The organism is Mesorhizobium sp. RCAM 05099, from assembly GCF_059683685.1.
This window is the reverse complement of record NZ_CM185035.1, coordinates 2,090,588-2,112,261: the sequence shown is the minus strand read 5'-3', so window position 1 is coordinate 2,112,261 and position 21,674 is coordinate 2,090,588. Positions and strand designations below refer to the sequence as shown.

General features: G+C 64.8%; 23 protein-coding genes. 12 read left to right on the top strand and 11 right to left on the bottom strand.

Translation table 11 applies throughout. From position 1 onward, the window contains the following. Entirely contained in the window at positions 1 to 555 is a 555-nt protein-coding gene (locus tag AC56QQ_RS10330) for a hypothetical protein (RefSeq protein ID WP_497126824.1), read from the bottom strand. A 284-nt stretch (positions 556 to 839) separates the two neighbouring features. On the opposite strand from AC56QQ_RS10330, the gene AC56QQ_RS10325 reads away from it, so the two are divergent. Both AC56QQ_RS10325 and soxR read left to right on the top strand, forming a co-directional pair. Continuing rightward, positions 840 to 1,298 carry a tRNA (cytidine(34)-2'-O)-methyltransferase gene (locus tag AC56QQ_RS10325; RefSeq protein ID WP_497126822.1) on the top strand — a complete coding sequence of 153 codons (459 nt, stop codon included), beginning with the start codon at positions 840 to 842 and terminating at the stop codon, positions 1,296 to 1,298. 115 nt (positions 1,299 to 1,413) lie between these two features. After that, positions 1,414 to 1,857 carry a redox-sensitive transcriptional activator SoxR gene (soxR, locus tag AC56QQ_RS10320; protein ID WP_497126820.1) on the top strand — a complete coding sequence of 148 codons (444 nt, stop codon included), beginning with the start codon at positions 1,414 to 1,416 and terminating at the stop codon, positions 1,855 to 1,857. A gap of 8 nt (positions 1,858 to 1,865) precedes the next feature. On the opposite strand, the gene AC56QQ_RS10315 is transcribed toward soxR, so the two are convergent. Then, entirely contained in the window at positions 1,866 to 2,123 is a 258-nt protein-coding gene (locus tag AC56QQ_RS10315) for a hypothetical protein (protein WP_256753125.1), read from the bottom strand. A 169-nt stretch (positions 2,124 to 2,292) separates the two neighbouring features. Here AC56QQ_RS10315 and hemF point away from each other — a divergent pair, with 169 nt between their 5' ends. From hemF to AC56QQ_RS10295, 4 genes are all read left to right on the top strand, one after another. Next, on the top strand, positions 2,293 to 3,207 hold the full coding sequence (gene hemF / locus AC56QQ_RS10310; RefSeq protein WP_497126818.1) for an oxygen-dependent coproporphyrinogen oxidase: 915 nt from the start codon (positions 2,293 to 2,295) through the stop codon (positions 3,205 to 3,207). A 311-nt stretch (positions 3,208 to 3,518) separates the two neighbouring features. Next, positions 3,519 to 3,779 (top strand): DUF1344 domain-containing protein, encoded by a 261-nt coding sequence (locus AC56QQ_RS10305; protein WP_091579451.1) that lies wholly within the window; start codon positions 3,519 to 3,521, stop codon positions 3,777 to 3,779. Between the two features lie 229 nt (positions 3,780 to 4,008). Then, positions 4,009 to 4,194, top strand: coding sequence for a DUF1059 domain-containing protein (locus tag AC56QQ_RS10300; protein WP_091579087.1), 186 nt, complete (start codon positions 4,009 to 4,011; stop codon positions 4,192 to 4,194). A gap of 306 nt (positions 4,195 to 4,500) precedes the next feature. Next, positions 4,501 to 5,769, top strand: coding sequence for a S8 family serine peptidase (locus AC56QQ_RS10295; protein ID WP_497126816.1), 1,269 nt, complete (start codon positions 4,501 to 4,503; stop codon positions 5,767 to 5,769). A 67-nt stretch (positions 5,770 to 5,836) separates the two neighbouring features. Here the strand turns inward: AC56QQ_RS10295 and AC56QQ_RS10290 are convergent, their stop codons facing one another. Genes AC56QQ_RS10290 through AC56QQ_RS10280 form a run of 3 tightly spaced genes read right to left on the bottom strand, consistent with a single transcriptional unit; the run spans position 5,837 to position 8,357 of the window. Then, a complete protein-coding gene (locus tag AC56QQ_RS10290; RefSeq protein WP_497126814.1) occupies positions 5,837 to 7,099 on the bottom strand; it encodes a CCA tRNA nucleotidyltransferase in 1,263 nt (420 codons plus the stop codon). Next, positions 7,096 to 7,728 carry a CoA pyrophosphatase gene (locus AC56QQ_RS10285; RefSeq protein WP_497126812.1) on the bottom strand — a complete coding sequence of 211 codons (633 nt, stop codon included), beginning with the start codon at positions 7,726 to 7,728 and terminating at the stop codon, positions 7,096 to 7,098. Before AC56QQ_RS10285 ends, AC56QQ_RS10290 begins: the two co-directional genes overlap by 4 nt. After that, positions 7,728 to 8,357, bottom strand: a complete 630-nt coding sequence (locus AC56QQ_RS10280; RefSeq protein ID WP_497128926.1) for a DUF1285 domain-containing protein — start codon at positions 8,355 to 8,357, stop codon at positions 7,728 to 7,730. The genes AC56QQ_RS10285 and AC56QQ_RS10280 overlap by 1 nt, the downstream gene beginning before the upstream one ends. 142 nt (positions 8,358 to 8,499) lie before the next feature. Here AC56QQ_RS10280 and AC56QQ_RS10275 point away from each other — a divergent pair, with 142 nt between their 5' ends. Genes AC56QQ_RS10275 through AC56QQ_RS10260 form a run of 4 tightly spaced genes read left to right on the top strand, consistent with a single transcriptional unit; the run spans position 8,500 to position 15,389 of the window. Continuing rightward, complete coding sequence (locus AC56QQ_RS10275) at positions 8,500 to 9,504, top strand: AAA family ATPase (protein ID WP_497126810.1); 1,005 nt, start codon at positions 8,500 to 8,502, stop codon at positions 9,502 to 9,504. Continuing rightward, positions 9,504 to 10,490, top strand: a complete 987-nt coding sequence (locus AC56QQ_RS10270) for a DUF58 domain-containing protein (RefSeq protein ID WP_497126808.1) — start codon at positions 9,504 to 9,506, stop codon at positions 10,488 to 10,490. The genes AC56QQ_RS10275 and AC56QQ_RS10270 overlap by 1 nt, the downstream gene beginning before the upstream one ends. Continuing rightward, the gene (locus AC56QQ_RS10265) at positions 10,487 to 13,309 is read left to right on the top strand and encodes a DUF4159 domain-containing protein (protein WP_497126806.1); all 2,823 of its coding nucleotides are present in this window, start codon (positions 10,487 to 10,489) and stop codon (positions 13,307 to 13,309) included. Before AC56QQ_RS10270 ends, AC56QQ_RS10265 begins: the two co-directional genes overlap by 4 nt. Before the next feature lies 1 nt (position 13,310). Further along, positions 13,311 to 15,389, top strand: coding sequence for a hypothetical protein (locus tag AC56QQ_RS10260; RefSeq protein ID WP_497126804.1), 2,079 nt, complete (start codon positions 13,311 to 13,313; stop codon positions 15,387 to 15,389). A gap of 135 nt (positions 15,390 to 15,524) precedes the next feature. Here the strand turns inward: AC56QQ_RS10260 and clpS are convergent, their stop codons facing one another. The 4 genes from clpS to AC56QQ_RS10240 all read right to left on the bottom strand — a co-directional run bounded on the left by clpS (position 15,525) and on the right by AC56QQ_RS10240 (position 17,110). Further along, on the bottom strand, positions 15,525 to 15,830 hold the full coding sequence (gene clpS / locus AC56QQ_RS10255; RefSeq protein ID WP_489863515.1) for an ATP-dependent Clp protease adapter ClpS: 306 nt from the start codon (positions 15,828 to 15,830) through the stop codon (positions 15,525 to 15,527). A gap of 140 nt (positions 15,831 to 15,970) precedes the next feature. Continuing rightward, positions 15,971 to 16,285 carry a hypothetical protein gene (locus tag AC56QQ_RS10250; RefSeq protein WP_489862859.1) on the bottom strand — a complete coding sequence of 105 codons (315 nt, stop codon included), beginning with the start codon at positions 16,283 to 16,285 and terminating at the stop codon, positions 15,971 to 15,973. A gap of 214 nt (positions 16,286 to 16,499) precedes the next feature. Continuing rightward, positions 16,500 to 16,769, bottom strand: a complete 270-nt coding sequence (locus tag AC56QQ_RS10245; protein WP_489862860.1) for a hypothetical protein — start codon at positions 16,767 to 16,769, stop codon at positions 16,500 to 16,502. A gap of 38 nt (positions 16,770 to 16,807) precedes the next feature. Next, positions 16,808 to 17,110 carry a hypothetical protein gene (locus AC56QQ_RS10240; RefSeq protein WP_497126802.1) on the bottom strand — a complete coding sequence of 101 codons (303 nt, stop codon included), beginning with the start codon at positions 17,108 to 17,110 and terminating at the stop codon, positions 16,808 to 16,810. Positions 17,111 to 17,366: 256 nt separating this feature from the next. Here AC56QQ_RS10240 and AC56QQ_RS10235 point away from each other — a divergent pair, with 256 nt between their 5' ends. Continuing rightward, positions 17,367 to 18,083, top strand: a complete 717-nt coding sequence (locus tag AC56QQ_RS10235) for a response regulator (protein WP_489862861.1) — start codon at positions 17,367 to 17,369, stop codon at positions 18,081 to 18,083. Further along, on the top strand, positions 18,080 to 19,486 hold the full coding sequence (locus AC56QQ_RS10230) for an ATP-binding protein (RefSeq protein WP_489862862.1): 1,407 nt from the start codon (positions 18,080 to 18,082) through the stop codon (positions 19,484 to 19,486). Before AC56QQ_RS10235 ends, AC56QQ_RS10230 begins: the two co-directional genes overlap by 4 nt. Positions 19,487 to 19,539: 53 nt before the next feature. Here AC56QQ_RS10230 and choV read toward each other — a convergent pair whose 3' ends face one another. Both choV and choW read right to left on the bottom strand, forming a co-directional pair. Further along, positions 19,540 to 20,721: a choline ABC transporter ATP-binding protein gene (gene choV / locus AC56QQ_RS10225; RefSeq protein WP_256753140.1), complete on the bottom strand. Its 1,182-nt coding sequence runs from the start codon at positions 20,719 to 20,721 to the stop codon at positions 19,540 to 19,542. Then, entirely contained in the window at positions 20,718 to 21,572 is an 855-nt protein-coding gene (gene choW, locus AC56QQ_RS10220) for a choline ABC transporter permease subunit (protein WP_489862863.1), read from the bottom strand. The genes choV and choW overlap by 4 nt, the downstream gene beginning before the upstream one ends. Positions 21,573 to 21,674 lie beyond the last annotated feature (102 nt).

Here is a 21,674-nt window from a genome sequence, read left to right as displayed (position 1 = left end):
CTACGCGGCACGCGAACGTACGAAGTCCCCGGACTGCATGGCGTCGAGGGCCGACGGTCCGGAATCATCCGGACCGTCGGCCCTGCTTCGCGCAATATAGGGGTTCGCCGGCTTTTCGCCGACAGCCGCGCTTGACGATCCTGACGGCGAAGTGTCCACGACCCGGATTTTCGGGCCGGGCCGCACCAGCCGGATGATCCGGCGCACCAGCGACGGCCGGCTCGGGTCGGGAACCGCGCGCGAGAAATCGACATCCGGCAGCATGCCCCGATGCGGGCGGCGGCGGACCTCGGCGTGAACGGCCGACGAATAGGTTTCGCCGATCAGCAGCGCCCAGGTCGGCACCCGGTGGATATGCAGGCTCCTTGAGCCAGGTATTCTGTAGGGATCGAACATCGGTCCGTCCTCCGTATGAAAATCGAGATAGAAAGGCGAAGCAACATCGTCCGCCGGCATTCGGCCGGAGGCGCGCATTGCATCGGTCTGGACACGACAGGCGTCGGTCCGGACATGTTCAGGCGGGGCGTTCAGCCCCTTCGACAGTTTGAAAAACATCGCAGGATTCCTTCGGGTGCCGAAAAAGCGTTTCGGCGGGAATCGGTGCGATCAAATCTTAGAGAGTCAGGAGAATCGTCGTACCGAAACCGCCAGCAGGCAGGTAAGCCCACGAGAGGGGCGCTGGATGTGCATGGTCATCATGAATTACCCCTCCATCGGTTCGGGTTGACAATGGACCTGACATACCCGACTTCGCAGAAAATGGCCACCCGCAGGTCCAGGAATTTCCAAAACCGCGAAGCCGCTGTGGCCGATCTGCCACTTATTAGAAGGACGCGGAAATGAACGATCGTCTCCGCATCGCGCTCTACCAGCCGGATATCGCCGGCAATACCGGCACAATCCTGCGCTTCGCCGCTTGCCTCGGGCTCGGCGTCGATATCATCGAACCGGCCGGATTTCCGCTCTCCGACCGGGCGCTCAAGCGAGCCGGCATGGATTACCTCGAAATGGCTGACCTGACCCGGCATGTCGACTGGCACGCCTTCGAGGACTGGCGCAAGGCGGGCTCGCGCCGGCTGGTGCTGTTGTCGACCAAAGCCTCGACCGCTTATACGAGCTTCGCCTTCGCCAAAGGGGACGTCCTTCTGTTCGGCCGCGAATCCGCAGGCGTGCCGGATCCGGTCCATCAGGCCGCGGATGCGCGGCTGACCATCCCCATGCAGGGCGCGGCGCGCAGCATCAACGTCGCGTTGTCCGTCGCCATGGTGGCTGGCGAAGCCATTCGGCAGCTCGGATAGGAGTTCGCCACCCGTCATCTTCACCCAGGCGCACATCGCCTTCTCCTTCGTTTGCACATCCCGGCTTTCTTCGCTACAAGCTCAACTTAAGTTGAGGTCAAGTGGAAAATCAGGGATGGCGCCAGTAACGGAATTGACGGTCGGCCAGGTGGCCGCGCGCAGCGGAGTGGCGGTGTCGGCGCTGCATTTCTACGAGGCCCGCGGCCTGATCCGCAGCCACCGCACATCGGGCAACCAGCGCCGCTACGGCCGTGACGTGCTGCGGCGGGTGGCGGTCATCAAGGTCGCGCAGGAGGTCGGCATCTCGCTGGCCGAGATCCGCGCGGCACTGGCTTCGCTGCCCGAGGGCCGCACGCCGACGCGCGACGACTGGAGCCTGCTGTCGACCGCCTGGCGCGACGGGCTCGACCACAAGATCGCCCAATTGAAGAAACTGCGCGACGGGCTGACCGACTGCATCGGCTGCGGCTGCATGTCGATCGACAAATGCCCGCTGAGGAACAAGGGCGACCGGCTGGCAAGGGAAGGCACCGGCGCAAGGCGACTGGTGGCGGGCTGATCCGCGCTTCAGTCAGCCGCCGGCAATCGCCTGATGGTGAATTCGATGAGGTCCCCCGGCCGCTCGAACCAGCTCTCGATCTCGGTCCAGTAGGCCTGCTTGGGAAAGCGCTCGAACCATTCCTTGGCCTTGAGCCGCGCATCGGAGCGCGGCAGCAGGAAGGTCTCGCGCAGGAACCCGTCGCGCGGCATGCGCGCGCGCTCGGCCCGGCTTTGGTCGAGCCTTTTCTTCAGGCCATCCAGCGGCGGTCTTGCCGGGGTGCGCACGAAACAACTCCTTGCACCGTAGCGCATGACCCCGAAATCGGAATCGAGTTTCGGAAAGGATCGTGCGCGAAACCAAAGTGACTTGACCCTGTCCCTTAAGAGATTAGGGATCGCGCCGGCAAAAGACGAGTCATTTGTAGGACTCGCCGCCCGCAACCGGAGACGGCACTTGGAACGACCCGAAATACCGGCAGGCCTGCCCGCCGACATCGAACAGAAGAAGATGAAGGCGCGGTTGTGGTTCGAGGCGCTGCGCGAACGCATTTGCGCTGGGTTCGAACAGATCGAGCAGGATCTTGGGGGCCCGCTGGCCTCGTGGTCACCCGGCCACTTCGAAAGGACGCCCTGGGAACGCGACGAGGGTCGCGGCGGCGGCGGCACCATGTCGATGATGCATGGCCGCGTCTTCGAGAAGGTCGGCGTCCACACCTCGACCGTCCATGGCGAGTTCTCACCCGAATTCAGGAAGCAGATGCCCGGCGCCGAGGAAGACCCGCGCTTCTGGGCATCTGGCATTTCGCTGATCGCACACCCGTGGAACCCCAACGTTCCGGCCGTGCACATGAACACGCGCATGGTGGTCACATCTAGACAATGGTTCGGCGGTGGCGCTGACCTGACGCCGGTGCTCGATCGCCGCCGCAGTCAGGACGATCCCGATACGATCGCCTTCCACCGCGCCATGCAGTTCGCTTGCGAGAAGAACGCCGACGTCGCCGACTACCCGAAATTCAAGGCCTGGTGCGACGAGTACTTCTATCTGTCGCACCGCAACGAACCGCGCGGCACCGGCGGCATCTTCTTCGACTGGCTGCATTCGGGCGAGGACAGAGGCGGCTGGAATGCCGACTTCAACTTCGTCCAGGATGTCGGGCGCTCTTTTCTCGTCGTCTATGGTCATCTCGTGCGTGCCAATTTCAACGAGAACTGGACCGACGGCGACCGCGACGAACAGCTCATCCGTCGCGGCCGCTATGTCGAATTCAACCTGCTTCACGATCGCGGCACCATCTTCGGCCTGAAGACTGGCGGCAATGTCGCCTCCATCCTCTCCAGCCTGCCGCCAGAGGTTCGCTGGCCGTAACAAAATGGTGAGCAGGATGTGAGGTCGCATTGATGTCCCATTCGCTCGAAATGGGCATGGAATGTGGCACACGGAGCCTCGAAAGATTTCTTTTTCGTCTAATAGGCGCTTGAAAAGACTGGCCTATCTGTCGGGCCGGGTCGGGAAGCGCCGGCGGTTCGCCCGAGCGCAATTCCGGGAAGTGCGAAACGGTTTCCCGTTCGGAATTGCGTCAGGACAAGGCGAGCCGCGACCCGACGCGACCGGACGGCCCAGATGATGCGGGACATCCTCGTCAAAAGGATGCCCGCTCTTTCCAGGAGTACTTCCCAATGCGCAAGATCATTGTTTCGGCTGCCGCGGCTGCCCTTCTCGCTTCCGGTTCGGTGGCGTTCGCTGCCGTCAAGCACACCACCGGGACGATCAAGACCTTCGACGCGACGGCCATGAGCCTTGTGCTCGATAACGGATCTACCTTTACGCTTCCCGAGACCTTCAAGGATCCTGGCCTGAAGGTTGGTGAAAAGGTCAGGGTCTCATGGGACATGAGCGGCAAGAACAAGGTTGCCGAGGCAGTCAAGATCGTGAAGTGATCGCCGGTCCGCCAGAGCAGGACGAGACGATGTCTGGCCCTGTTTTGGGGTAGCGTAAGAAGGCGGAGCAGCGCCGCTCCGCCTTTTTGCCGTTGACCGCAACCAATACCACGCCATCTGTGTTATGATTTTCGCCCCCGCTCGCGGTCCGAACATCCGACCCCGGAATTGGGCCATGAGCTAAAAAAGTACCGGAGCTTCAGGCTCCACGGAGGAAAGGAGAAATCCAATGAAGGAATTTCACTGCGGGTCGCTCGTTCCCGGCTGTGACTGGCACACACGTGCCGACGAAGAGGCCGAGGTCATGCGCCGTGCCGTCGATCACATGCGCGAGACGCATGGCGAGACGGTCATCCGCGAGACGATGATCGAGGCGATCCGCTCGCGCATCGAGAAGGTCCGCGACGCCGCGTAGGTTTTGCGCGGCCTGGGCTTGTCAGCTACGGCGAACGGGCACCAGCAGACAATGAACGTAGGGCTGGGACGCCCGCGATTGGCGCTTGATGCCGTCGCGGGCGATTTGATCAAGCGCGCGTTTAAACGACACGGCGCGGTGCAGATCCTGCCTGGCCAAAAATCATATTTGTATCGGCTAAAATAAACCCTGCGGTAACCGAGCCCGTGCCACTGTCGGGCGGATAATCCGGCTACAGTGGGCTGCAAGAGAAGCCCGTCGCCACCAGGCACTGGTCCGGAATCGGTGGGGCGAGGTGTTTCGCGCATGCGCGAAAGGTCCGACAATCGAGTGAGTTACCGCACGACGGCGCTCCTGCTGTACGGGCTCATTGCCGCGTCTCCGGCGATTGCCCAGGAGATGACGACATCGCTGGTCGACATCCGTCAAGGCTCGCCGCTCAGCGATCGCGCGCGCGGCCTGGGCGACGGCGGTTATGAATTGCAAGACGGAAGCCGGATATCGTTCAACCAATGGTACCACGCAAGCTGGGTCGACATGCATGTCGACCTTTTGACCCAGATCACGGAGGACACCGGCATCCGGAGTAAGAGCATGTCAGGTAGTTGCTTGAAATTTGGTATCGCCACGGCTCTCACCATCCTGTCGGCGTCGATGGCGTCGGCACAGGAGGCGGTCAATGCCGACGAGATGGCCGCGCTGTGCCACGGCGGCGGCCTGTCCACATGCGTGAGCGCAACGATCCCTGCCGCGGGCACACAAGCGGTGCAGGGGTGGATGAGCCCCGACGTAGGCGCCGCTTGGGCTGCGGGATACAAGGGCAAGGGCGTCACGATTACGATCGTCGATGATTTCTCCAGTACGTCGCGCTTCTCCGGCAATTTCGGTGTCGGGGTTCAAACCCAGCGCCACGGTGAATGGACGCGCGAGGAAGCCAGCATGATCGCGCCCTTCGCGACCATCAGGTCGAAGGACTTCTCAACAAGCTCGGCCGTCAGCCTGGCGCCCGGCCTGAACGTGCTCAACCTGAGCTATGGCATGTACGCCAAAGCGGGCTACCGCCTGAACCAGATCGGATGGAGTCCCGAGGAAGCCTCCATCATCTCCTATGCCACCAAAGGAACGGCCGTTGTTTCGAAGGCAGCGGGCAACGATGCGGTTGCCGTGGGCGGTGTCACAGGCGGTCAGCAGGACTATCTCGACCTCGCTCTGGTTGGCAAAGCCTCGGCGATCTTCGTCGGCGCCCTATCCACGAATGGCACGACATCCAACAAGGCCCAGCTTGCCTGGTACTCCAACTATGCCGGCTCGAACACGCTTGTGCAAAGCCACTTCCTTGTGGTCGGTGTTACCGGAGACAAGACAGGCCTCTATGGCACCTCCTTCGCCGCGCCGATCATTTCGGGATACGCTGCGATCATCGGCAGCAAATTCACCAAGGCTACCGCGACGCAGATCACCAACGATCTGCTCAACACGGCTCGTACCGACACGCTGGTCAACTACAGCGCCGCCGTCTATGGCAAGGGCGAGGCAAGCCTTTCGCGCGCCCTGGCTCCCGTAGCGATCAAGTAGACGGGCGAAGCTTCGCCCGGCCAAATCGCCGCCTCGGTTTGCCGTTTCCGTGAAACGGTGAGCTGCTCTACGTTTCAAGCGCCTTCGCGGCACGTTCAAGCAACGCGTCGCGATCGGGGGCAAATCCGGCTTCGATCCATTCCGCCTCGAGGTTCTTGAGGATTTCGCCAAGCTTCGGCCCAGGAACGGCGCCGAGCGCGGTCAAATCGGCACCTTTCAGCGGAAACAGCGGTTTTTCCCATTTGAGCGCAAAGGCCAGCAGGCGCGAAAAGCCGCCGGCTTCGAGCAGAGCGTCATTGTCCTCGACGGCACGCACCCGGGCTGCGGCCAGCGATAGCCGCAGACGATCGACGAAGCCCTGCCGGTCGCCGCGATAGAGCCTTTTCGCCAGCTCGCTCTCGGTCGTCTTCGGCTCGACGATAGTGGCAAGCGCCCATTGGCGCAGGCGTTCGGCCTCCGCCGTCGACAGTCTCAGCCTGTCGGCGAGCGTCTTCATGCGCGCCGCATCCGGGGGCACGATCGCCTCCAGCCTGAGCAGCGGATCCGCCGCCCAGCCCAGATCCTTCTCGGCCTTGGTCACTCCATGGATGGCATCGATGCCCCATTTCTCGCTCTCGGGCAGCGCGCTGGTCAGCACGCCGGCCTGGCGCATCCACAGCAGCGCCCGCGACGGATCGGGCGCCGACAGAAGCTTCTTCAGTTCGGCCCAGATGCGCTCGGCCGAAAGCTGGACCAGCCCATCCTTCAGCCGGGCACAGGCTTTCAGCCCTTCGGCGTCCGGCCGGCCGTCGCCGTACCAGGCGAAGAAGCGGAAGAACCGCAGGATGCGCAGATAATCCTCGCGGATGCGCGCTTCCGGATCGCCGATGAAGCGCAGCCGGCGCGCCTCGATGTCGGCGACGCCACCGATCAGGTCGACAACCGTGCCGTCGGCCTGCGCATAGAGCGCGTTGATGGTGAAATCGCGCCGCTCGGCGTCAAGTTTCCAGTCGCGCCCGAACGACACCTTGGCGCGGCGGCCGTCGGTCTCGATGTCGGCGCGCAAGGTGGTGGTCTCATAAGGCTTGCCGCCGGCGATCACCGTGACCGTGCCGTGCTCGATGCCGGTCGGCACCGCTTTGAAGCCTGCCGCCTCGGCGCGGCGGATGGTTTCCTGCGGCAGGCAAGTGGTGGCGATGTCGATGTCGGCGACCGGCTGGCCCATCAGCGCGTTGCGCACGGCGCCGCCGGCGACACGTGCTTCTTCACCGACCTCCGCCAGAACGGCCAGCAGTCGCTGCAGATGCATATTGCCGAGCCAGTCGGCCCTGCCCGCGATAGAGACATTCACGGATAGAGCCTTTCATAGAGCGTGCGGATGATGCCGGCGGTGACGCCCCAGATGCGCCGGTCGCCATAAGGCATATCGTAGAAGAACCATTCGAGATCGTTCCACATGCGGCTGTCGCGCTTGTGATTGGCCGGGTCCATCAGGAAGCGCAGCGGCACTTCGAAGGCGGCGTCGACCTCGTCGGCGTTGAGCGTCAGTTGGAAACTGGGCCGCACGATGCCCAGCACCGGTGCGATGCGATAGCCGCTGCCGGCGACGTAATCGGGCATGCGGCCGATGATCTCGATACGATCCGGGCCAAGGCCGATCTCCTCGAAGGTCTCGCGCAGCGCCGCTGCTTCCGGGCTGGCATCGGCGGCATCGATGGTGCCGCCGGGAAAGGCCACTTGCCCCGAATGGCTGCGCAGCTTTTCGGCCCGTTTGGTCAAAAGAACCGTCGCGTCGCCGTCGTGATCGACCACCGGGATCAGCACCGCGGCATCGCGCAGCGCCTTGGCCTGGCTAAGGCGCGGATGGCCAGGATTGAAGCGATGATCTCCATAGTCGTCACCGGCATGCGCGTCCGGCTGCGCGGCAAAGCGCGCGCGAAAATCGGCTGACGAAAACGGCCTCGGCGTCGTCTGGTCCATCACGTACTCAGCCGCTTCAGTTGGTCCGCCGGCATGATCGGAAACACCGCGCCCTTCGAGCGCACGGCAAACATGGCCTTGCCGCCGATCTCGATTTCCTCGCCATGCCCGACCAGCTCGTACATCACCGGCCGCGCCACCAGCGCCTCCAACCGGCCGCGCACCAGCACATAGGGCTTCAACCCGCCGGTTTCGCTCTCGTCGACGAAGCGCAGCGGCCGCTCTGGCCCGGCTTCCACGACATCGCCGACATTGGTGCGGAAGGTGATGGCTTGCGCGTCACCGCTGCCCGAAACATCCATTTCGACGGCGATGAACGGCGCATCGGCAACGCGGATGCCGACCTTTTCCACAGGCGTTACCAGATAGGTCCTGCCGTCCGCGTCCTTGCGCAGCACGGAGGAGAAAAGCTGCACCAGCGGCATGCGGCCGATCGGCGTGCCCGGGTAGAACCAGGTGCCGTCGGCCTTGATCTCCATGTCGAGATCGCCGCAGAAGTCGGGATTCCAGCGTTCCACCGGCGCCGCGCCCTTGCCGGCGCGGGCGGCACGCGAGATCAGCGCCTCGAGACCCCGCGCCTCGGTGGCGCTCGTAAGGCTTTGTTCGCGATGTTCGGAGTGTTCCGTCATGGTCACGAAATAGTCACTGTTGTTCCGCTTGTCAGCCTAGGTCTGTGATTTAAGTTTCGGCATAGGCGCCACGCGAGGCCGAATCGCGGCAACCTGTGCTATGGTGCGGGCCGGTATTTCCAACCACAAGGATCGATGCGGCATGAGCGTGATGGTCAAGGAAAGCCCGATCAGCGAAAAGGACATGATCGCCGAGGCCGAGAAGGCACTGGCCGATATTTCCAAAGTCCGCGACGGGGTCGGCCGGGTCATCTTCGGCCAGGAGAGCGTCGTCGAGCGCACGCTGGTGGCGCTTTTGGCCGGCGGCCATGCGCTTTTGGTCGGCGTGCCGGGCCTCGCCAAGACCAAGCTGGTCGAGACGCTGGGCATCGTGCTCGGCCACGATTCGCGCCGCATTCAGTTTACGCCCGACCTGATGCCGTCCGATATCCTCGGCTCGGAAGTGATGGAGCAGGATGAATTCGGCAAGCGCTCCTTCCGCTTCATCTCCGGGCCGATCTTCGCGCAATTGCTGATGGCCGACGAGATCAATCGCGCCTCGCCACGCACCCAGTCGGCGCTGCTGCAGGCGATGCAGGAATACCACGTGACCATTGCCGGTGCCCGTTATGACCTGCCGGCGCCCTTCCACGTTCTGGCAACGCAGAATCCACTGGAGCAGGAAGGCACCTATCCGCTGCCCGAGGCGCAGCTAGACCGTTTCCTGATGCAGGTCGACATCCTCTATCCCGAAATCGAGGCCGAGCGCCGCATCCTTTTGGAAACCACCGGCATCGAGGATGCGAAAGCGCAGAACGTGCTGCAGCCAGCGCGGCTGAAGGAAATCCAGACGCTGATCCGCCGCATGCCGGTGCCCGAAAGCGTCGTCGAAGCGATCCTGACGCTGGTGCGCTCGGCGCGTCCCGGCCAGGGCAACGCCGAGACCGACAAGCATGTCGCCTGGGGCCCCGGCCCGCGCGCCAGCCAGGCGCTGATGCTGTGCACAAGGGCGCGCGCGCTTTATGAAGGACGGCTGGCGCCCTCGATCGACGACGTCCGTGCACTGGCCGAGCCGGTGCTGCAGCATCGCATGGCGCTGACCTTCGCCGCTCGCGCCGAAGGCACCAGTGTGCGTGACGTGGTGGCGAAGCTGGCAAAAGGCATCTGATGGCGCGCATCGGCGAGGTTCAGGCTCCGGCAGCGACGCGCGACGCGCTCGCCCGTGGCCGGTTGCGGGCCTCGCTTGTGCCTGACCTGCTGGTCGAGGCGCGCCGCATCGTCAACACCGTGATCGCCGGCTGGCACGGCCGCCGCAAGCGCGGCATCGGCGAGAATTTCTGGCAGTTCCGGCCCTATGTCGAAGGCGATGCCTCGCGCATCGACTGGCGCCGCTCGGCCCGCGACGATCATACCTATGTGCGCGATCGCGAATGGGAAGCCGCCCATACGGTCTGGCTGTGGGCCGACCCCTCGCCGTCCATGCTCTACAAGTCGACCGGCGCCAGCGTTTCCAAGCAATCGCGCGCGCTTGTGCTGGCGCTGGCCATGGCCGAGTTGTTATCGCGTAGCGGCGAGCGCATCGCCTGGCCGGATCTCACTGATCCGTTCACCGCCCGCAACGGTGCCGAGCGCATCGCCGCCCAGCTCATGCATGCCGGTGAGTTGCCGGCAAAACCCGATCTGTCCGGCATCCGCCGCTTCTGCGACATCGTCATCGCCAGCGATTTCCTCGACCCGGTCGAGGAAACGATGGCCTGGCTTGATGTGCTCGCCCGCCACGGCGTGCGCGCCCACCTGATCGAGGTCGCCGACCCGGCCGAGGAAACCTTCCCCTATGCCGGCCGCACCGAGTTCACCGATCCCGAGACCGGCGACAAGCTGACCGCCGGTCGCGCCGAAATGCTCGGCGATGAGTACCGCCTGCTCTACACCGCCCGGCGCCAGGAACTGGCCGCCTGGTGCAAGCGCCTCGGCTGGAGCTTTACCGTCAACCATACAGATCGGCTCGCTTCCGACGCGCTGGTCCGCCTGCACATGGCGATGACCGCCGATGGCGGTTATGCCGGGCTGACCGCCAGTCATGCCGGGCTGACCGGTGGCGGTCATGCCGGGCTGGCCGCCGGTGGCGACCATGCCGGAAAGGTCGGCGCATGAGCTGGCTGCCGCTCTCCTTTGGCGCTCCCATGGTGCTGTGGGGCCTGCTGGCGCTGCCGGTGATCTGGTGGCTGTTGCGGCTGACACCGCCCAAGCCGCAGACCGAGATCTTCCCGCCGCTGAAGATCCTGGCGCGCGTGCTGAAGCGCGAGGAGACGCCGCAGCAAAGCCCGTGGTGGCTGACCCTGCTCAGGCTCTTGATGGCGGCCCTCATCGTCGCGGCACTCGCCGAACCGGTGTTCAATCCGCGCGAAAAGCTGCCTGCCGAGGGGGCGGCCCTTGCGCTGGTCATCGACAATGATTGGGCAAGTGCCGCCGATTGGGGCAAGCGCGTCGCCACCGCGGAGCGGCTGATAGCCGACGCCGGCTCGAACGGCGTGCCGGTCATCATCGCTTTCACCGCCGAAAAGCCCAATTCGGAAATCGGCCCCTTCGATGCCGCCACGGCTCTTGACCGGCTGCGCGCCGCCAAGCCGCGACCGATCCCGACCGACCGGCCCGCTGTCTATGCCCGCGTCGCCGGCGTGCTGGACACCTTGCCCGGCGCCAGCGTCGCCGTGCTCGCCGATGGCCTGGCGGCAAAGGGTGACGAGGCCGCCTTCAACACGCTGTTGTCCAGAAATGCCGCCCGCGTCGTCTGGGCGACCGCCGACCGGCTTTCGCTGACCGGCCTTACCGCCGCCGAGAACCAGGTCGACGGCTTTGCGCTGACGGCCATCCGCGCACCGGGCGACCCAGCCCCGGCTCAGGTCACCGCCGGTGCCTTCGACGACAAGGGCCGCCGCATCGCCGATGCGACGCTGACCTTTGCGCCAGGCGAATCCACCGCCACCGGCACCATGGCGGTGCCGTTCGAACTGCGTAACGACTTCGCCTCGATCGCGCTCGACGGCGAGCGCCAGGCTGGCGCCGTGCGCGTCCTCGACGAAAGCTCCAAGCGCCGCCGCGTCGGACTGTTGTCGCAGGCCGAGGCCGACCAGGCACAGCCGCTTCTGTCGCCGCTCTATTACATCAGGCGCGCGCTGCAGCCCTTCGCCGATCTCGTCGAGCCCTCCAGCGCCGACCTCGCCGACGCCATCCCGCAGATCCTCGACCAGAAGCCGGCGATGATCGTCATGGCCGACATCGGCACCATTCCCGCACAGGTCCGGCAAAGGCTGGTCGACTGGGTCGACAATGGCGGCACGCTGGTGCGTTTCGCCGGCTCGCGGCTGGCCGCCGCCGGCAATGACGATGACCTTTTGCCGGTCCGCCTGCGCACCGGCGAGCGTTCGCTCGGCGGCGCGCTGTCATGGACATCGCCGCAGCCGGTCACCGAATTTCCAAAGGCCGGTCCGTTCGCCGATCTTGCCCCGCCCACCGAGGTCACCGTTACCAGACAGGTGCTGGCCGAGCCGACGCCTGATATCGTCGAGCGCACCTGGGCGGCTCTCGCCGACGGCACGCCGCTGGTCACCGGTCTGAAGAAAGGCAAGGGCACGCTGGTGCTGTTCCACGTCACGCCCGAGGCGACATGGTCGAACCTGCCGATCTCGGGCAGCTTCGTCGAGATGCTGCGCCGCCTCGTTCAGCTGTCGCGCAACCAGGGCGCGGCGGTCGCCAGTGCCGAAGCCGCCGCCACCTCGCTGGCGCCCTATCGCATGATATCGGCCGACGGCTCGCTGGTGCCGCCGACGCCGGATGCGCGGCCGCTGGTGCCGGCCGCCGGCTCGTTACCGGTGACTTTCGAGAACCCGCCCGGCCTCTACGGCTCCGAGACCGGCGTCTTCGCCCATAACCTGCTCGAGGCAACAAGCACCTTCGCGCCGCTGGCGCGCCCGCAAATCACCGTTCCCGTCACGTCAATCCAGTATGCGTTTGATGAATCGCGCAACCTGAAGGGCGCGCTGGTCGTGGCCGCCCTGGCGCTGATGCTGCTCGATACGCTGGTGGTGTTGTGGATGGGCGGGCTGTTTTCGCGCCGACCGCGCCGTGCCGGAGCCGTGGCAACCACCGCCGCGATCCTGATTGCGCTCGGCGCGCTGTTCGGCCATGCCGACCTTGCCCGAGCCGACGACGCCAAACCGGGCGACCAGGCGGCAATCGAGGCGATTTCGAAGACCCGCATTGCCTATGTGCTGACCGGCGTGCCGGGCGACGACTCGATCAGCCGCGCCGGCATGGAGGGCCTGACCCGCTTCCTGATCGAGAAGACCGCACTGGAACCGGGCGCACCCGCGGGTGTCGACATCTCGAAGGACGAGCTGTCGTTCTATCCCCTGATCTACTGGCCGATCGATCCGGCGGCACCGATGCCGAGCCAGGCCGCGATCGCCCGCATCGACGCCTATATGCAGCAGGGCGGGACGGTGCTGTTCGACACGCGCGACCAGTTCGCCAACGGCATCGGCGCCGATTCGGCCAGCCCGGCGACGGAGCGGCTGCGCGACATCCTCGGCAACCTCAACGTGCCGCCGCTGGAACCGGTGCCGTCCGACCACGTGCTGACCAAATCCTTCTTCATCCTGCCGGAATTTCCTGGCCGCTTCGCCGGCAGCCCCCTCTGGGTCGAGGCGTCGCTCGATGCCAGCAACGCCGAGAACCGGCCGGTGCGCACCGGCGACGGCGTTTCGCCGATCATGATCACCGCGAATGATTTCGCCGGCGCCTGGGCGGTCGACGAGAATGGCGATCCGTTGCTGCCGACAGTGCCCGCGGACCCGATGCAGCGCATCTACGCGCTACGCGCCGGCGTCAACATCATGATGTACATGCTGACCGGAAACTACAAATCCGACCAGGTGCACGTGCCCATACTGCTCGAACGGCTGGGGCAGTAGGATGAACTGGTCGATCTCCTTCGAGCCCCTCATCTCCTGGCCATTGTTGGCAGTGGTGCTGGTACCGCTGATCCTGCTCGCGCTCGTCGGCCTGTGGTTTCGCCAGCGCGGCGCGATCTTCCGCTTCGTCGCGCTGCTGGCGCTGGCCGCCGCCCTGTTCAATCCGGTATTCCTCAATGAGGAGCGCGAGCCGCTGAAAAGCGTTGTCGCCCTGATCGTCGACCGCAGCCAGAGCCAGGATATAGGCGACCGCACCAGGCAGACGGACGGGGCGCTGGCTGGGCTGCAACAGCGTCTTGGCCGCTTCAAGCAGTTCGACGTGCGCGTTGTCGAGGCAGGCAAGTCCGAAGCCGCCGAGGAGCGCACCGAAACGCGGCTCTTCGGCGCGCTCGAGGGTGCCTTCCGCGACGTGCCGCCGTCGCGCATCGGCGGCGCCATCATGATCACCGACGGCGAAGTGCATGACGTGCCGGCCGGCGCACCCGATTTCAACGCCCCGCTGCATGCCCTGATCACCGGCAACGACCACGAAAAGGATCGCCGCATCCGCTTCGAGAACGCGCCCCGCTTCGGCATCGTCGGCAAGCCGCTCGACATGACATACCGGGTCATTTCAACGGAAAACGAGACCGGCCCGGTCGACGTGCGCGTCTCGGTCAATGGCGAGCAGGTCGCGGTCGAGCATGCCACCGTAGGCCAGGCCATGCCGCTGCAGGTGACCATTCCGGGAGCCGGCCGCAACATCGTCGAACTCGCCATCGATCGCGAGCCGGGCGAACTGACCGACACCAACAACCGCGCCATCGCGCTGATCGACGGCATCCGCGAGAACCTGCGCGTGCTGCTCGTCTCGGGCGAGCCGCATGCGGGTGAGCGCACCTGGCGCAATCTGCTGAAGTCCGACGCCTCGGTCGATCTCGTCCATTTCACCATTCTGCGGCCGCCGGAAAAGCAGGACGGCACGCCGATCAATGAATTGTCGCTGATCGCGTTCCCGACGCGTGAGCTGTTCGTCGAGAAGATCAAGGATTTCGACCTCATCATCTTCGATCGCTACCAGCACCGCGACGTGCTGCCGATCCTCTATTACGACTACATCTCCGAATATGTCGAAAAGGGCGGCGCGCTGCTGATCGCGGCCGGCCCCGAATATGCCGGCGAAAGCTCGATCGCGCGCACGCCGCTGATGTCGGCCTTGCCGGCGATGCCGACCGGCGAGGTGGTCGACAAGGCCTTCTATCCGCGCCTCACCGATCTCGGCCAGCGTCACCCGGTGACGCGCGGGCTGGATGGCTCCGCCACCGAGCCGCCGCACTGGAGCCGCTGGTTCCGCACCATCGGCGTGCAGAACCCGGAAGGCGAAGTGGTGATGAAGGGTGCCGACAACCGGCCCCTGCTGTTGCTCGACCACAAGGGAGAAGGCCGCGTCGGCATGCTTCTGTCCGATCAGGGATGGCTGTGGGCGCGCGGCTTCGAGGGCGGCGGTCCGCATGTCCAGCTCTATCGGCGCATTGCGCACTGGCTGATGAAGGAACCCGAGCTCGAGGAGGAGCGGCTGACCGCTGATGGTCGTGGCATGGTCCTGGAAATCCGACGCCAGACCATGGCCGACGATCCTGGCGCCGCGCAGATCATCACTCCGTCCGGCAAGACAATGACCGTCAAGCTGCAGAAATCCGAACCCGGCGTCTTCCTCGGCAGTGTCGAGACCAGTGAAATCGGCCTCTACCAGGTCGCCAATGGCGACCTCACCGCACTTGCCCATGTCGGACCGGTCAATGCGCCGGAATTCGCCGACGTCATCTCCACCGAGAACCGCCTGAAGGCACCGGCGGAAACGACCGGCGGCAGCGTGCGCCGGCTGACGCCATCCGCGGCCCTTGGCAGCGACGTGACGCTGCCTTCCATCGTGCCGGTGCGGTCGGCGGGCGCCGCGTCCGGCAGCGACTGGATCGGCCTGCGCACCACCGACGACAGCGTGCTCAAGGCCGTCTCGCGCGTGCCGCTGTTCGGCGGTTTCCTCGGCCTCGGCCTGCTGCTTTTGGCAATGGGTTCGATGTGGTATCGCGAAGGACGGTAGTGGCCGCTCTTCCTTCTCCCCCTGTGGGAGAAGGGAAAACCGCCCTGCGGCCGCTGCCATCCGCTATGGCTCCGGGCGTTCGTCGTTTCAATCGACAAATCATTGTCGATTGATCGCCCTACGGGCGACCACTCCTCACTCTTCCGGTTCGGTCGTGAACAGCAGCGGGTAACCCTTGGCCTTGCCGGCATCGGTGGCCCGTGTCGCCTTGGTCTCGGCGACATCCTTGGTGAACACCGCGACGACGCAGACGCCACGCCGATGCGCGGTGATCATGATCCTGTGCGCCTGGTCCTCGCTGAGCTTGAACTCGCCCTTCAGCACCGTCACCACGAACTCGCGCGGCGTGAAATCGTCATTGATGAGGATGACCTTGTAGAGCTTCGGCCGTTCGACCTGCGGCTTGACCTGGACGCGCGGTTTTGTGGTGATTTCAGGCATCGGAACCGACAGTCTCGCCATCGACAGTTTCGCCCCGCATTTTGCCACGGGCGAAAGCGATGGTCCATTTTGATTGGCACGCGGACCGGCAGCGGGTGAGCGCTGTCATTGACGATCATGTGGGAATTGTTGGTAGCGGTTCAACGGCCCTGACGGCCAAAGATGCGGCGGTTTCCGCCCGCATCCGCCCGCCGTTCCATCCACGCAGCGATCGGCCACGCGACAACGCAGCTCAGCGTCACGCCGGTGAGTATGATCAGCAGCCAGGCCTGTAGCGGCGTGATGTAGTCCCAGTTGCTGGAGATTGCCGGCGCGAACAGCGAAGGCTCGGTACGCCCGCTCGCCGGATCCGGCACCGGGCTGGCGGTGAGCAGGATCAGCACCCTGGCCACGCCGCTGGCGACCAGGCCACCGAGCACCATCGAACGCAGAATGGACGAAAGCCGCTTTTTCATGCGGATTGTCCTACACGGCCGGCGTTGCGAACGGGTTAAACATGATCGAAGTGCTTGGCTGGAAGCTGCCGGTTTTCAGCCCTCGCCGCCATCGGGCCGGGTTCGCCGACCCGCTTCGTCGCCGGTGCACCGCCCTTCGACGATGCGCTTGCAGAAGGCCGCCCCAGCCGGCTTGCAGCTGGAACGGCCTTGTAGAAAGCAGGCTTTGGACCGATCAGGGCTTCTTCGGAGCAGCCTTCGGGGCGGCCTTCGCGGGGGCTTTCTTGACCGGGCACTTGTGCTTCTTGGTCACCTTGCAGACCTTCTTGGCGACCTTCTTCGGGGCAGCCTTCATCGGAGCGGCAGTGGTCGTCGCGGCGGCAGCCGGAGCGGTCGTGGTAGCAGCCGGAGCAGCGGTCGTGGTGGCAGCAGCGTTGCCGAGGACCGGCATCGAGAAGGCGAGAGCAACGGCGAGACCGAGGGCGGACAGGAGGGACTTTTTCATGGCTTCGTTTCCTTTTTATGCGGGTCGAGTTTCGAGTGTCACTGAACCGGGTCGTTCGGCGTCACTCCAAGCAGCTTCAAAGCGTTTGCGAGCATCCGGATGCCCTGTGCCTGTTTCTTGGCGGCGCAGTACCGGTTTCCCTTTCTTTGGAGTGCCTTTGCCGCGGTGACCTGCGTTGCCGTGGCGTGGGTTTCGAGGGCTTCGTCGAATTGGCGGCTGAGATTGGCGCAACGTTCGGCCCGGGTGGTGGGCGTCACCTTTGCATCCGATTGTCCGGCAGCGGCGGTAACCAGGCCAACGCCCAGCAAGGCACCCAACAAACTGATCGACAACCTTGGCATCGGTTTATCCGTGAACCCGCAGACTGGCGTCGCAGCCAATGACCTGACCGCTACGGCACCGTTATGCCGTCCTACCTTTTCAGGAGTTTTTCCGGATTGTAGAATTTTGTTTCTGGATTGTTTCTGCATGGCCGGCGAAGGCGCCGATGCTTCGCTCCACCTTGAAATGCAAGGCACTGGCCAACATATGGCCCGAATTCTATCGTGTGGCTCACCAACCAAGGATAGCTTGGCCGGCAACAGAGACGGGGCACCTGTGAAATCCGACGCACACATACTGATCGTCGACGACGACAAGGGCATCCGCGACCTGCTGCAGGAGTTCTTCCAGAAGCGCGGCCTGCACACATCGGTTGCCGCCGACGGCACCGAGATGGAGACCATCCTGCGCCGCTCGCATGTGGATCTCATCGTGCTCGACGTGATGTTGCCTGGCAAGAGCGGGCTGGAACTGTGCCGCGACTTGCGCGCCCAGTATTCGACACCGATCATCATGCTGACCGCCGTCACCGAGACGACCGACCGCGTGGTCGGCCTGGAAATGGGTGCCGACGACTATGTGCCCAAACCCTTCGACCCGCGCGAGCTGCTGGCCCGCATCCGCGCCGTGCTGCGGCGCAACGGCGCCGCCGAGCCGAAGCGCGCCACCACCAAGCAGGTCTACCGCTTCGCCGGCTGGACAATGGACTGTTCGCGGCGGCGGCTGACCGCGCCCGACGATGTCAGGGTCGAGCTGACCATGGCGGAGTTCAACCTGCTGCAGACCTTCGTCAAGAGCGCCGGACGCGTGCTGACCCGCGACCAGCTCATCGAACTCTCCGGCGGCGACAGCGACTATTCCTTCGACCGCAGCATCGACATCCTGGTCAGCCGGCTGCGGCGCAAGATGGAAGACGATCCCAAAACGCCCAAGCTCATCCTGACCGTGCGCAGCGGCGGCTACCAGTTCCTGCCCGAGACGACTTCCGAATGAGACGTTTCCTGCCGCAGACCCTGCCCGTCTGGGTGCTGCTGATCGTCATTGCCGGCCTGCTGATCAGCCAGGTCGCAACCCTTTATATCGTGTCGCGCGACCGTGCCGCCGCCAATGACATTGTCGACCTTTATCGCCTCAACGATCGTGCCTTCTCGCTGGTGCAGCTGATGCATGACGCTACGCCGGAGGAACGCAAGACGACGGCGACCGGCCTGTTCAATTCCACCTACGCGCTCACCGTCTCGGACACGCCCGCGGTCACCTCGTCGATCGCCGGCGACGACGAACTGGCCGAACTCGAAGACATCCTCGTTGGCCGGCTGTCGAAGTTCGGCATCACCGACGCTCGCGTGCGGCGCGATCCGGCGACGCGCGAGGCCGACGACGCCAGCGGCACGGCGCCGGGACCCGATATCGGCCAGGTGGAACGCGACCTTCTGGTGCTGGCCGCCGACTTCGCCCAGAGCGACAAACTAACGGCCTCGCTGCGCTTCGCCGACGGCCAATGGCTGAACTTCACCGAGCCGATCACGCCCGTCGGCCCGATCCTGAGCTTCGACAGCCTACCGCTCTATTCGCTGATCGCCGGGCTTGTGGTGATCATGTCGATCTGGTCGCTGCGCCGGCTGACGGCACCCTACCGGATGATGGAAACCGCCGTGAACAGGATCGGCAAGGATCTGAAGAGCCCCCCGATCGCCGAGTCGGGCAGCCGCGAGGTCCGTGCCGCCGCCAAGGCTATCAACGCCATGCAGGCCAGGTTGCGTGAATATGTCGAGGACCGCGAACATCTTGCGGCGGCGCTGGCGCATGACCTGCGCACGCCGATGACGCGGATGCGTCTGCGCCTGGAGCTGCTGCGCAAATCGGCGGTCCGCGAGGCGCTGGCGCACGATCTAGCCGATGTCGAGAGCATCGCCAGTTCGGTGATCGACTTCGCCACCTTCGAGGTGACCGAGGAAAAGAGCGAGCGCATCGACTTCTGGTCGCTCGTGGAATCGATCGCCGACAGCTACGACGACGTCTCGTTCGACGACGATACCCGCTCACGCGGCCTCATCTGCATGGCGCGGCCGGTCGCGCTCAGGCGCTGCGTCACCAATCTGGTCCAGAACGCCGTCACCTATGGCAAGAAGGCGCATCTCAGCCTGCGCCGGTCGGACAACATGATCCTGCTCACCATCCGCGACGAAGGGCCCGGCATACCGCAGGCCCAGATCGATGCCGTGTTCGGCTCTTTCGTGCGGCTCGAACAATCCCGCAACCGCCAGACCGGCGGGCTCGGGCTGGGCCTGACCATTGCCCGCAACATCGCGCGCGCCGCCGGCGGCGAGATCAGCCTGTCCAACAACCCGGGCGGCGGCCTGCTGACGCAACTGCGCCTGCCGCTGGCGGCGTAGAACGAGGCGCGCTCGATCGCTTCGCCTCGTCGACTTCGGGTTCCTGGGAAAAACTACCGCCGCAGCACCGCCGACAGCACGTCGCGGATGCCGATGGCGCCGACGAAGCGCGACTGGTCGTCGAACAGCGCCACGGGTGCGGTCTGCGAGCGATGCATGGCCAGCATAACCGTTTTCAGCGAGGTGCCGGGATTGGCCCAGAACACTTGCGCCATCTCCTCCGGCTGGGCCTCGACGTCGGCGCATGACACCCAGACCGCGGGCTTGCCGTCGCGTTCGGCCGCCGCCACCAGCCCGTGATCGTCGATCTTGAAGCGCGTCGTCTTGCGCCGGTCGAGCCACACCCAGCCGTCCTTGCCCTGTTCGAGGTCGCGCCGGTCGCGCATGACGTTCCAGGCGGTCAGCACCGACAGCGGGTTCACATTGGCGATGAAGTCGCGGACGTAGTCGTTGGCGGGCCGCAGCACGATGTCTTCCGGAGCGCCGGTCTGCACGATGCGGCCGCCCTCCATGATGGTGATGTGGCTGCCGATCTTCAGCGCCTCCTCGAGGTCGTGGCTGACAAAGATGATGGTCTTCTTCAGTTCGGCCTGCAGCTGCAGCAATTCGTCCTGCAGCTTGGTGCGGATCAGCGGATCGAGCGCCGAGAACGGCTCGTCCATCAACAGGATCGGCGCCTCGGTGGCGAAGGCGCGGGCAAGGCCGACACGCTGCTGCATGCCGCCCGAAAGCTCATGCGCGTATTTCTTCGACCACTGGTCGAGATTGACCAGCTTGAGCTGACGGTGCACGCGTTCCTTTCGCTCGGCCTCCGGCACGCCGGCAAGTTCGAGGCCAAGACCGACATTCTCCTCCACCGTGCGCCACGGCAACAGGCCGAACTGCTGGAACACCATCGCCACCTGCTTCTGGCGCAGGCGCCGCAAGGTGGCCTGGTCGCAGGTGACGACATCGACGATCTTGTCGCCGTCCTTGACCAGCACCTGGCCGCGCGACACCACGTTCAGCCGGTTGACGGCCCGCAGCAGCGTCGACTTGCCGGAGCCGGACAGGCCCATCAGCACCGAAATCTCGCCCTCGTTGACGGTCAGGCTGGCGCCGGCGCAGCCCAGCACGTTGCCGGTCTTCTCGAGAATCTCGGCGCGCGTCGCGCCGGCGTCGATCATCGCCAGCGAGCCGGCCTGGTCGGCGCCGAAGACGATATCGACGTTTCTGAAATCGACGGCGACGGTCATTTCTTGCCTCCAACACCGATGCGGGTCATCCGGTCGAGCACAATGGCGAGCACGACGATGGCCAGGCCAGCCTCGAGCCCCAGGTCGATGCGGCGCGAACCGAGCGCCCGGTTGATCTCGGTACCGAGACCGCCGGCGCCGATGAGCGCCGCGAACACCACCATCGACAGCGACAGCATGATCGACTGGGTGAGACCGGCCATGATGGTCGGCAACGCCGAGGGCAGTTCCACCTTCCACAACAGCTGGCTCTTGGTGGCACCGAACGCCTCGCCCGCTTCGATGATCGACTTCGGCACCGAGACGACGCCAAGATGCGTGAGCCTGACCGCGGTCGGGATGACGAAGATGATGGTGACGATGAGGCCGGGCGCATTGCCGAGACCGAACAGGGTCAGCACCGGAATCAGGTAGACGAAGGTCGGCAGCGTCTGCATCAGGTCAAGCACGGGCAGCATGACGCGGTAGACCTTCGGCTTGTGCGCCGCCCAGATGCCGAGCGGCACGCCGATGGCCATCGCCATCGCCGCCGCCGCGACGACCAGCACCAGCGTCTGCACCGTCTGCTTCCAGAGGTTCTGGTTGATGATGAAGATGAGCCCGAGGAAGACGCCGATGGCGAGTGGCCGCGAGCGCTGCAGCAGCCAGGCGATGGCCGCGATGATCAGCGCCAGCAGCACCGGCGGCACCACCAGCAGGATGTCGACCAGCCCGTCGAGCAGGAAATTGAGGCCATTGGAGAAGGCCCTGAACACAGTATCGAAATTGTCGGTGAGGAAGCCGAAGAACGCCTTTCCCCAGGCGCCGATCGGAATCTTGTGATCGACCATGAATTTCGAAATCGGATCCATATCGCCCCTCTCATGCCGGAGACCGCCCCGCCCTCGGCCTCTACTGTCGCAACGTCATCTTGTCACAGGATATGAAAAAGGGCAGCCTTTTCTAAAATGGCT

Excerpts from the sequence above, each read along its gene's own strand:
- AC56QQ_RS10330 (WP_497126824.1), bottom strand. The coding sequence starts at position 555 with ATGTTTTTCAAACTGTCGAAGGGGCTGAACGCCCCGCCTGAACATGTC.
- AC56QQ_RS10325 (WP_497126822.1), top strand. The coding sequence starts at position 840 with ATGAACGATCGTCTCCGCATCGCGCTCTACCAGCCGGATATCGCCGGC.
- soxR (WP_497126820.1), top strand. The coding sequence starts at position 1,414 with ATGGCGCCAGTAACGGAATTGACGGTCGGCCAGGTGGCCGCGCGCAGC.
- AC56QQ_RS10305 (WP_091579451.1), top strand. The coding sequence starts at position 3,519 with ATGCGCAAGATCATTGTTTCGGCTGCCGCGGCTGCCCTTCTCGCTTCC.
- AC56QQ_RS10300 (WP_091579087.1), top strand. The coding sequence starts at position 4,009 with ATGAAGGAATTTCACTGCGGGTCGCTCGTTCCCGGCTGTGACTGGCAC.
- AC56QQ_RS10295 (WP_497126816.1), top strand. The coding sequence starts at position 4,501 with ATGCGCGAAAGGTCCGACAATCGAGTGAGTTACCGCACGACGGCGCTC.
- AC56QQ_RS10285 (WP_497126812.1), bottom strand. The coding sequence starts at position 7,728 with ATGGACCAGACGACGCCGAGGCCGTTTTCGTCAGCCGATTTTCGCGCG.
- AC56QQ_RS10280 (WP_497128926.1), bottom strand. The coding sequence starts at position 8,357 with ATGACGGAACACTCCGAACATCGCGAACAAAGCCTTACGAGCGCCACC.
- AC56QQ_RS10275 (WP_497126810.1), top strand. The coding sequence starts at position 8,500 with ATGAGCGTGATGGTCAAGGAAAGCCCGATCAGCGAAAAGGACATGATC.
- AC56QQ_RS10270 (WP_497126808.1), top strand. The coding sequence starts at position 9,504 with ATGGCGCGCATCGGCGAGGTTCAGGCTCCGGCAGCGACGCGCGACGCG.
- AC56QQ_RS10265 (WP_497126806.1), top strand. The coding sequence starts at position 10,487 with ATGAGCTGGCTGCCGCTCTCCTTTGGCGCTCCCATGGTGCTGTGGGGC.
- AC56QQ_RS10260 (WP_497126804.1), top strand. The coding sequence starts at position 13,311 with ATGAACTGGTCGATCTCCTTCGAGCCCCTCATCTCCTGGCCATTGTTG.
- clpS (WP_489863515.1), bottom strand. The coding sequence starts at position 15,830 with ATGCCTGAAATCACCACAAAACCGCGCGTCCAGGTCAAGCCGCAGGTC.
- AC56QQ_RS10250 (WP_489862859.1), bottom strand. The coding sequence starts at position 16,285 with ATGAAAAAGCGGCTTTCGTCCATTCTGCGTTCGATGGTGCTCGGTGGC.
- AC56QQ_RS10245 (WP_489862860.1), bottom strand. The coding sequence starts at position 16,769 with ATGAAAAAGTCCCTCCTGTCCGCCCTCGGTCTCGCCGTTGCTCTCGCC.
- AC56QQ_RS10240 (WP_497126802.1), bottom strand. The coding sequence starts at position 17,110 with ATGCCAAGGTTGTCGATCAGTTTGTTGGGTGCCTTGCTGGGCGTTGGC.
- AC56QQ_RS10230 (WP_489862862.1), top strand. The coding sequence starts at position 18,080 with ATGAGACGTTTCCTGCCGCAGACCCTGCCCGTCTGGGTGCTGCTGATC.
- choV (WP_256753140.1), bottom strand. The coding sequence starts at position 20,721 with ATGACCGTCGCCGTCGATTTCAGAAACGTCGATATCGTCTTCGGCGCC.
- choW (WP_489862863.1), bottom strand. The coding sequence starts at position 21,572 with ATGGATCCGATTTCGAAATTCATGGTCGATCACAAGATTCCGATCGGC.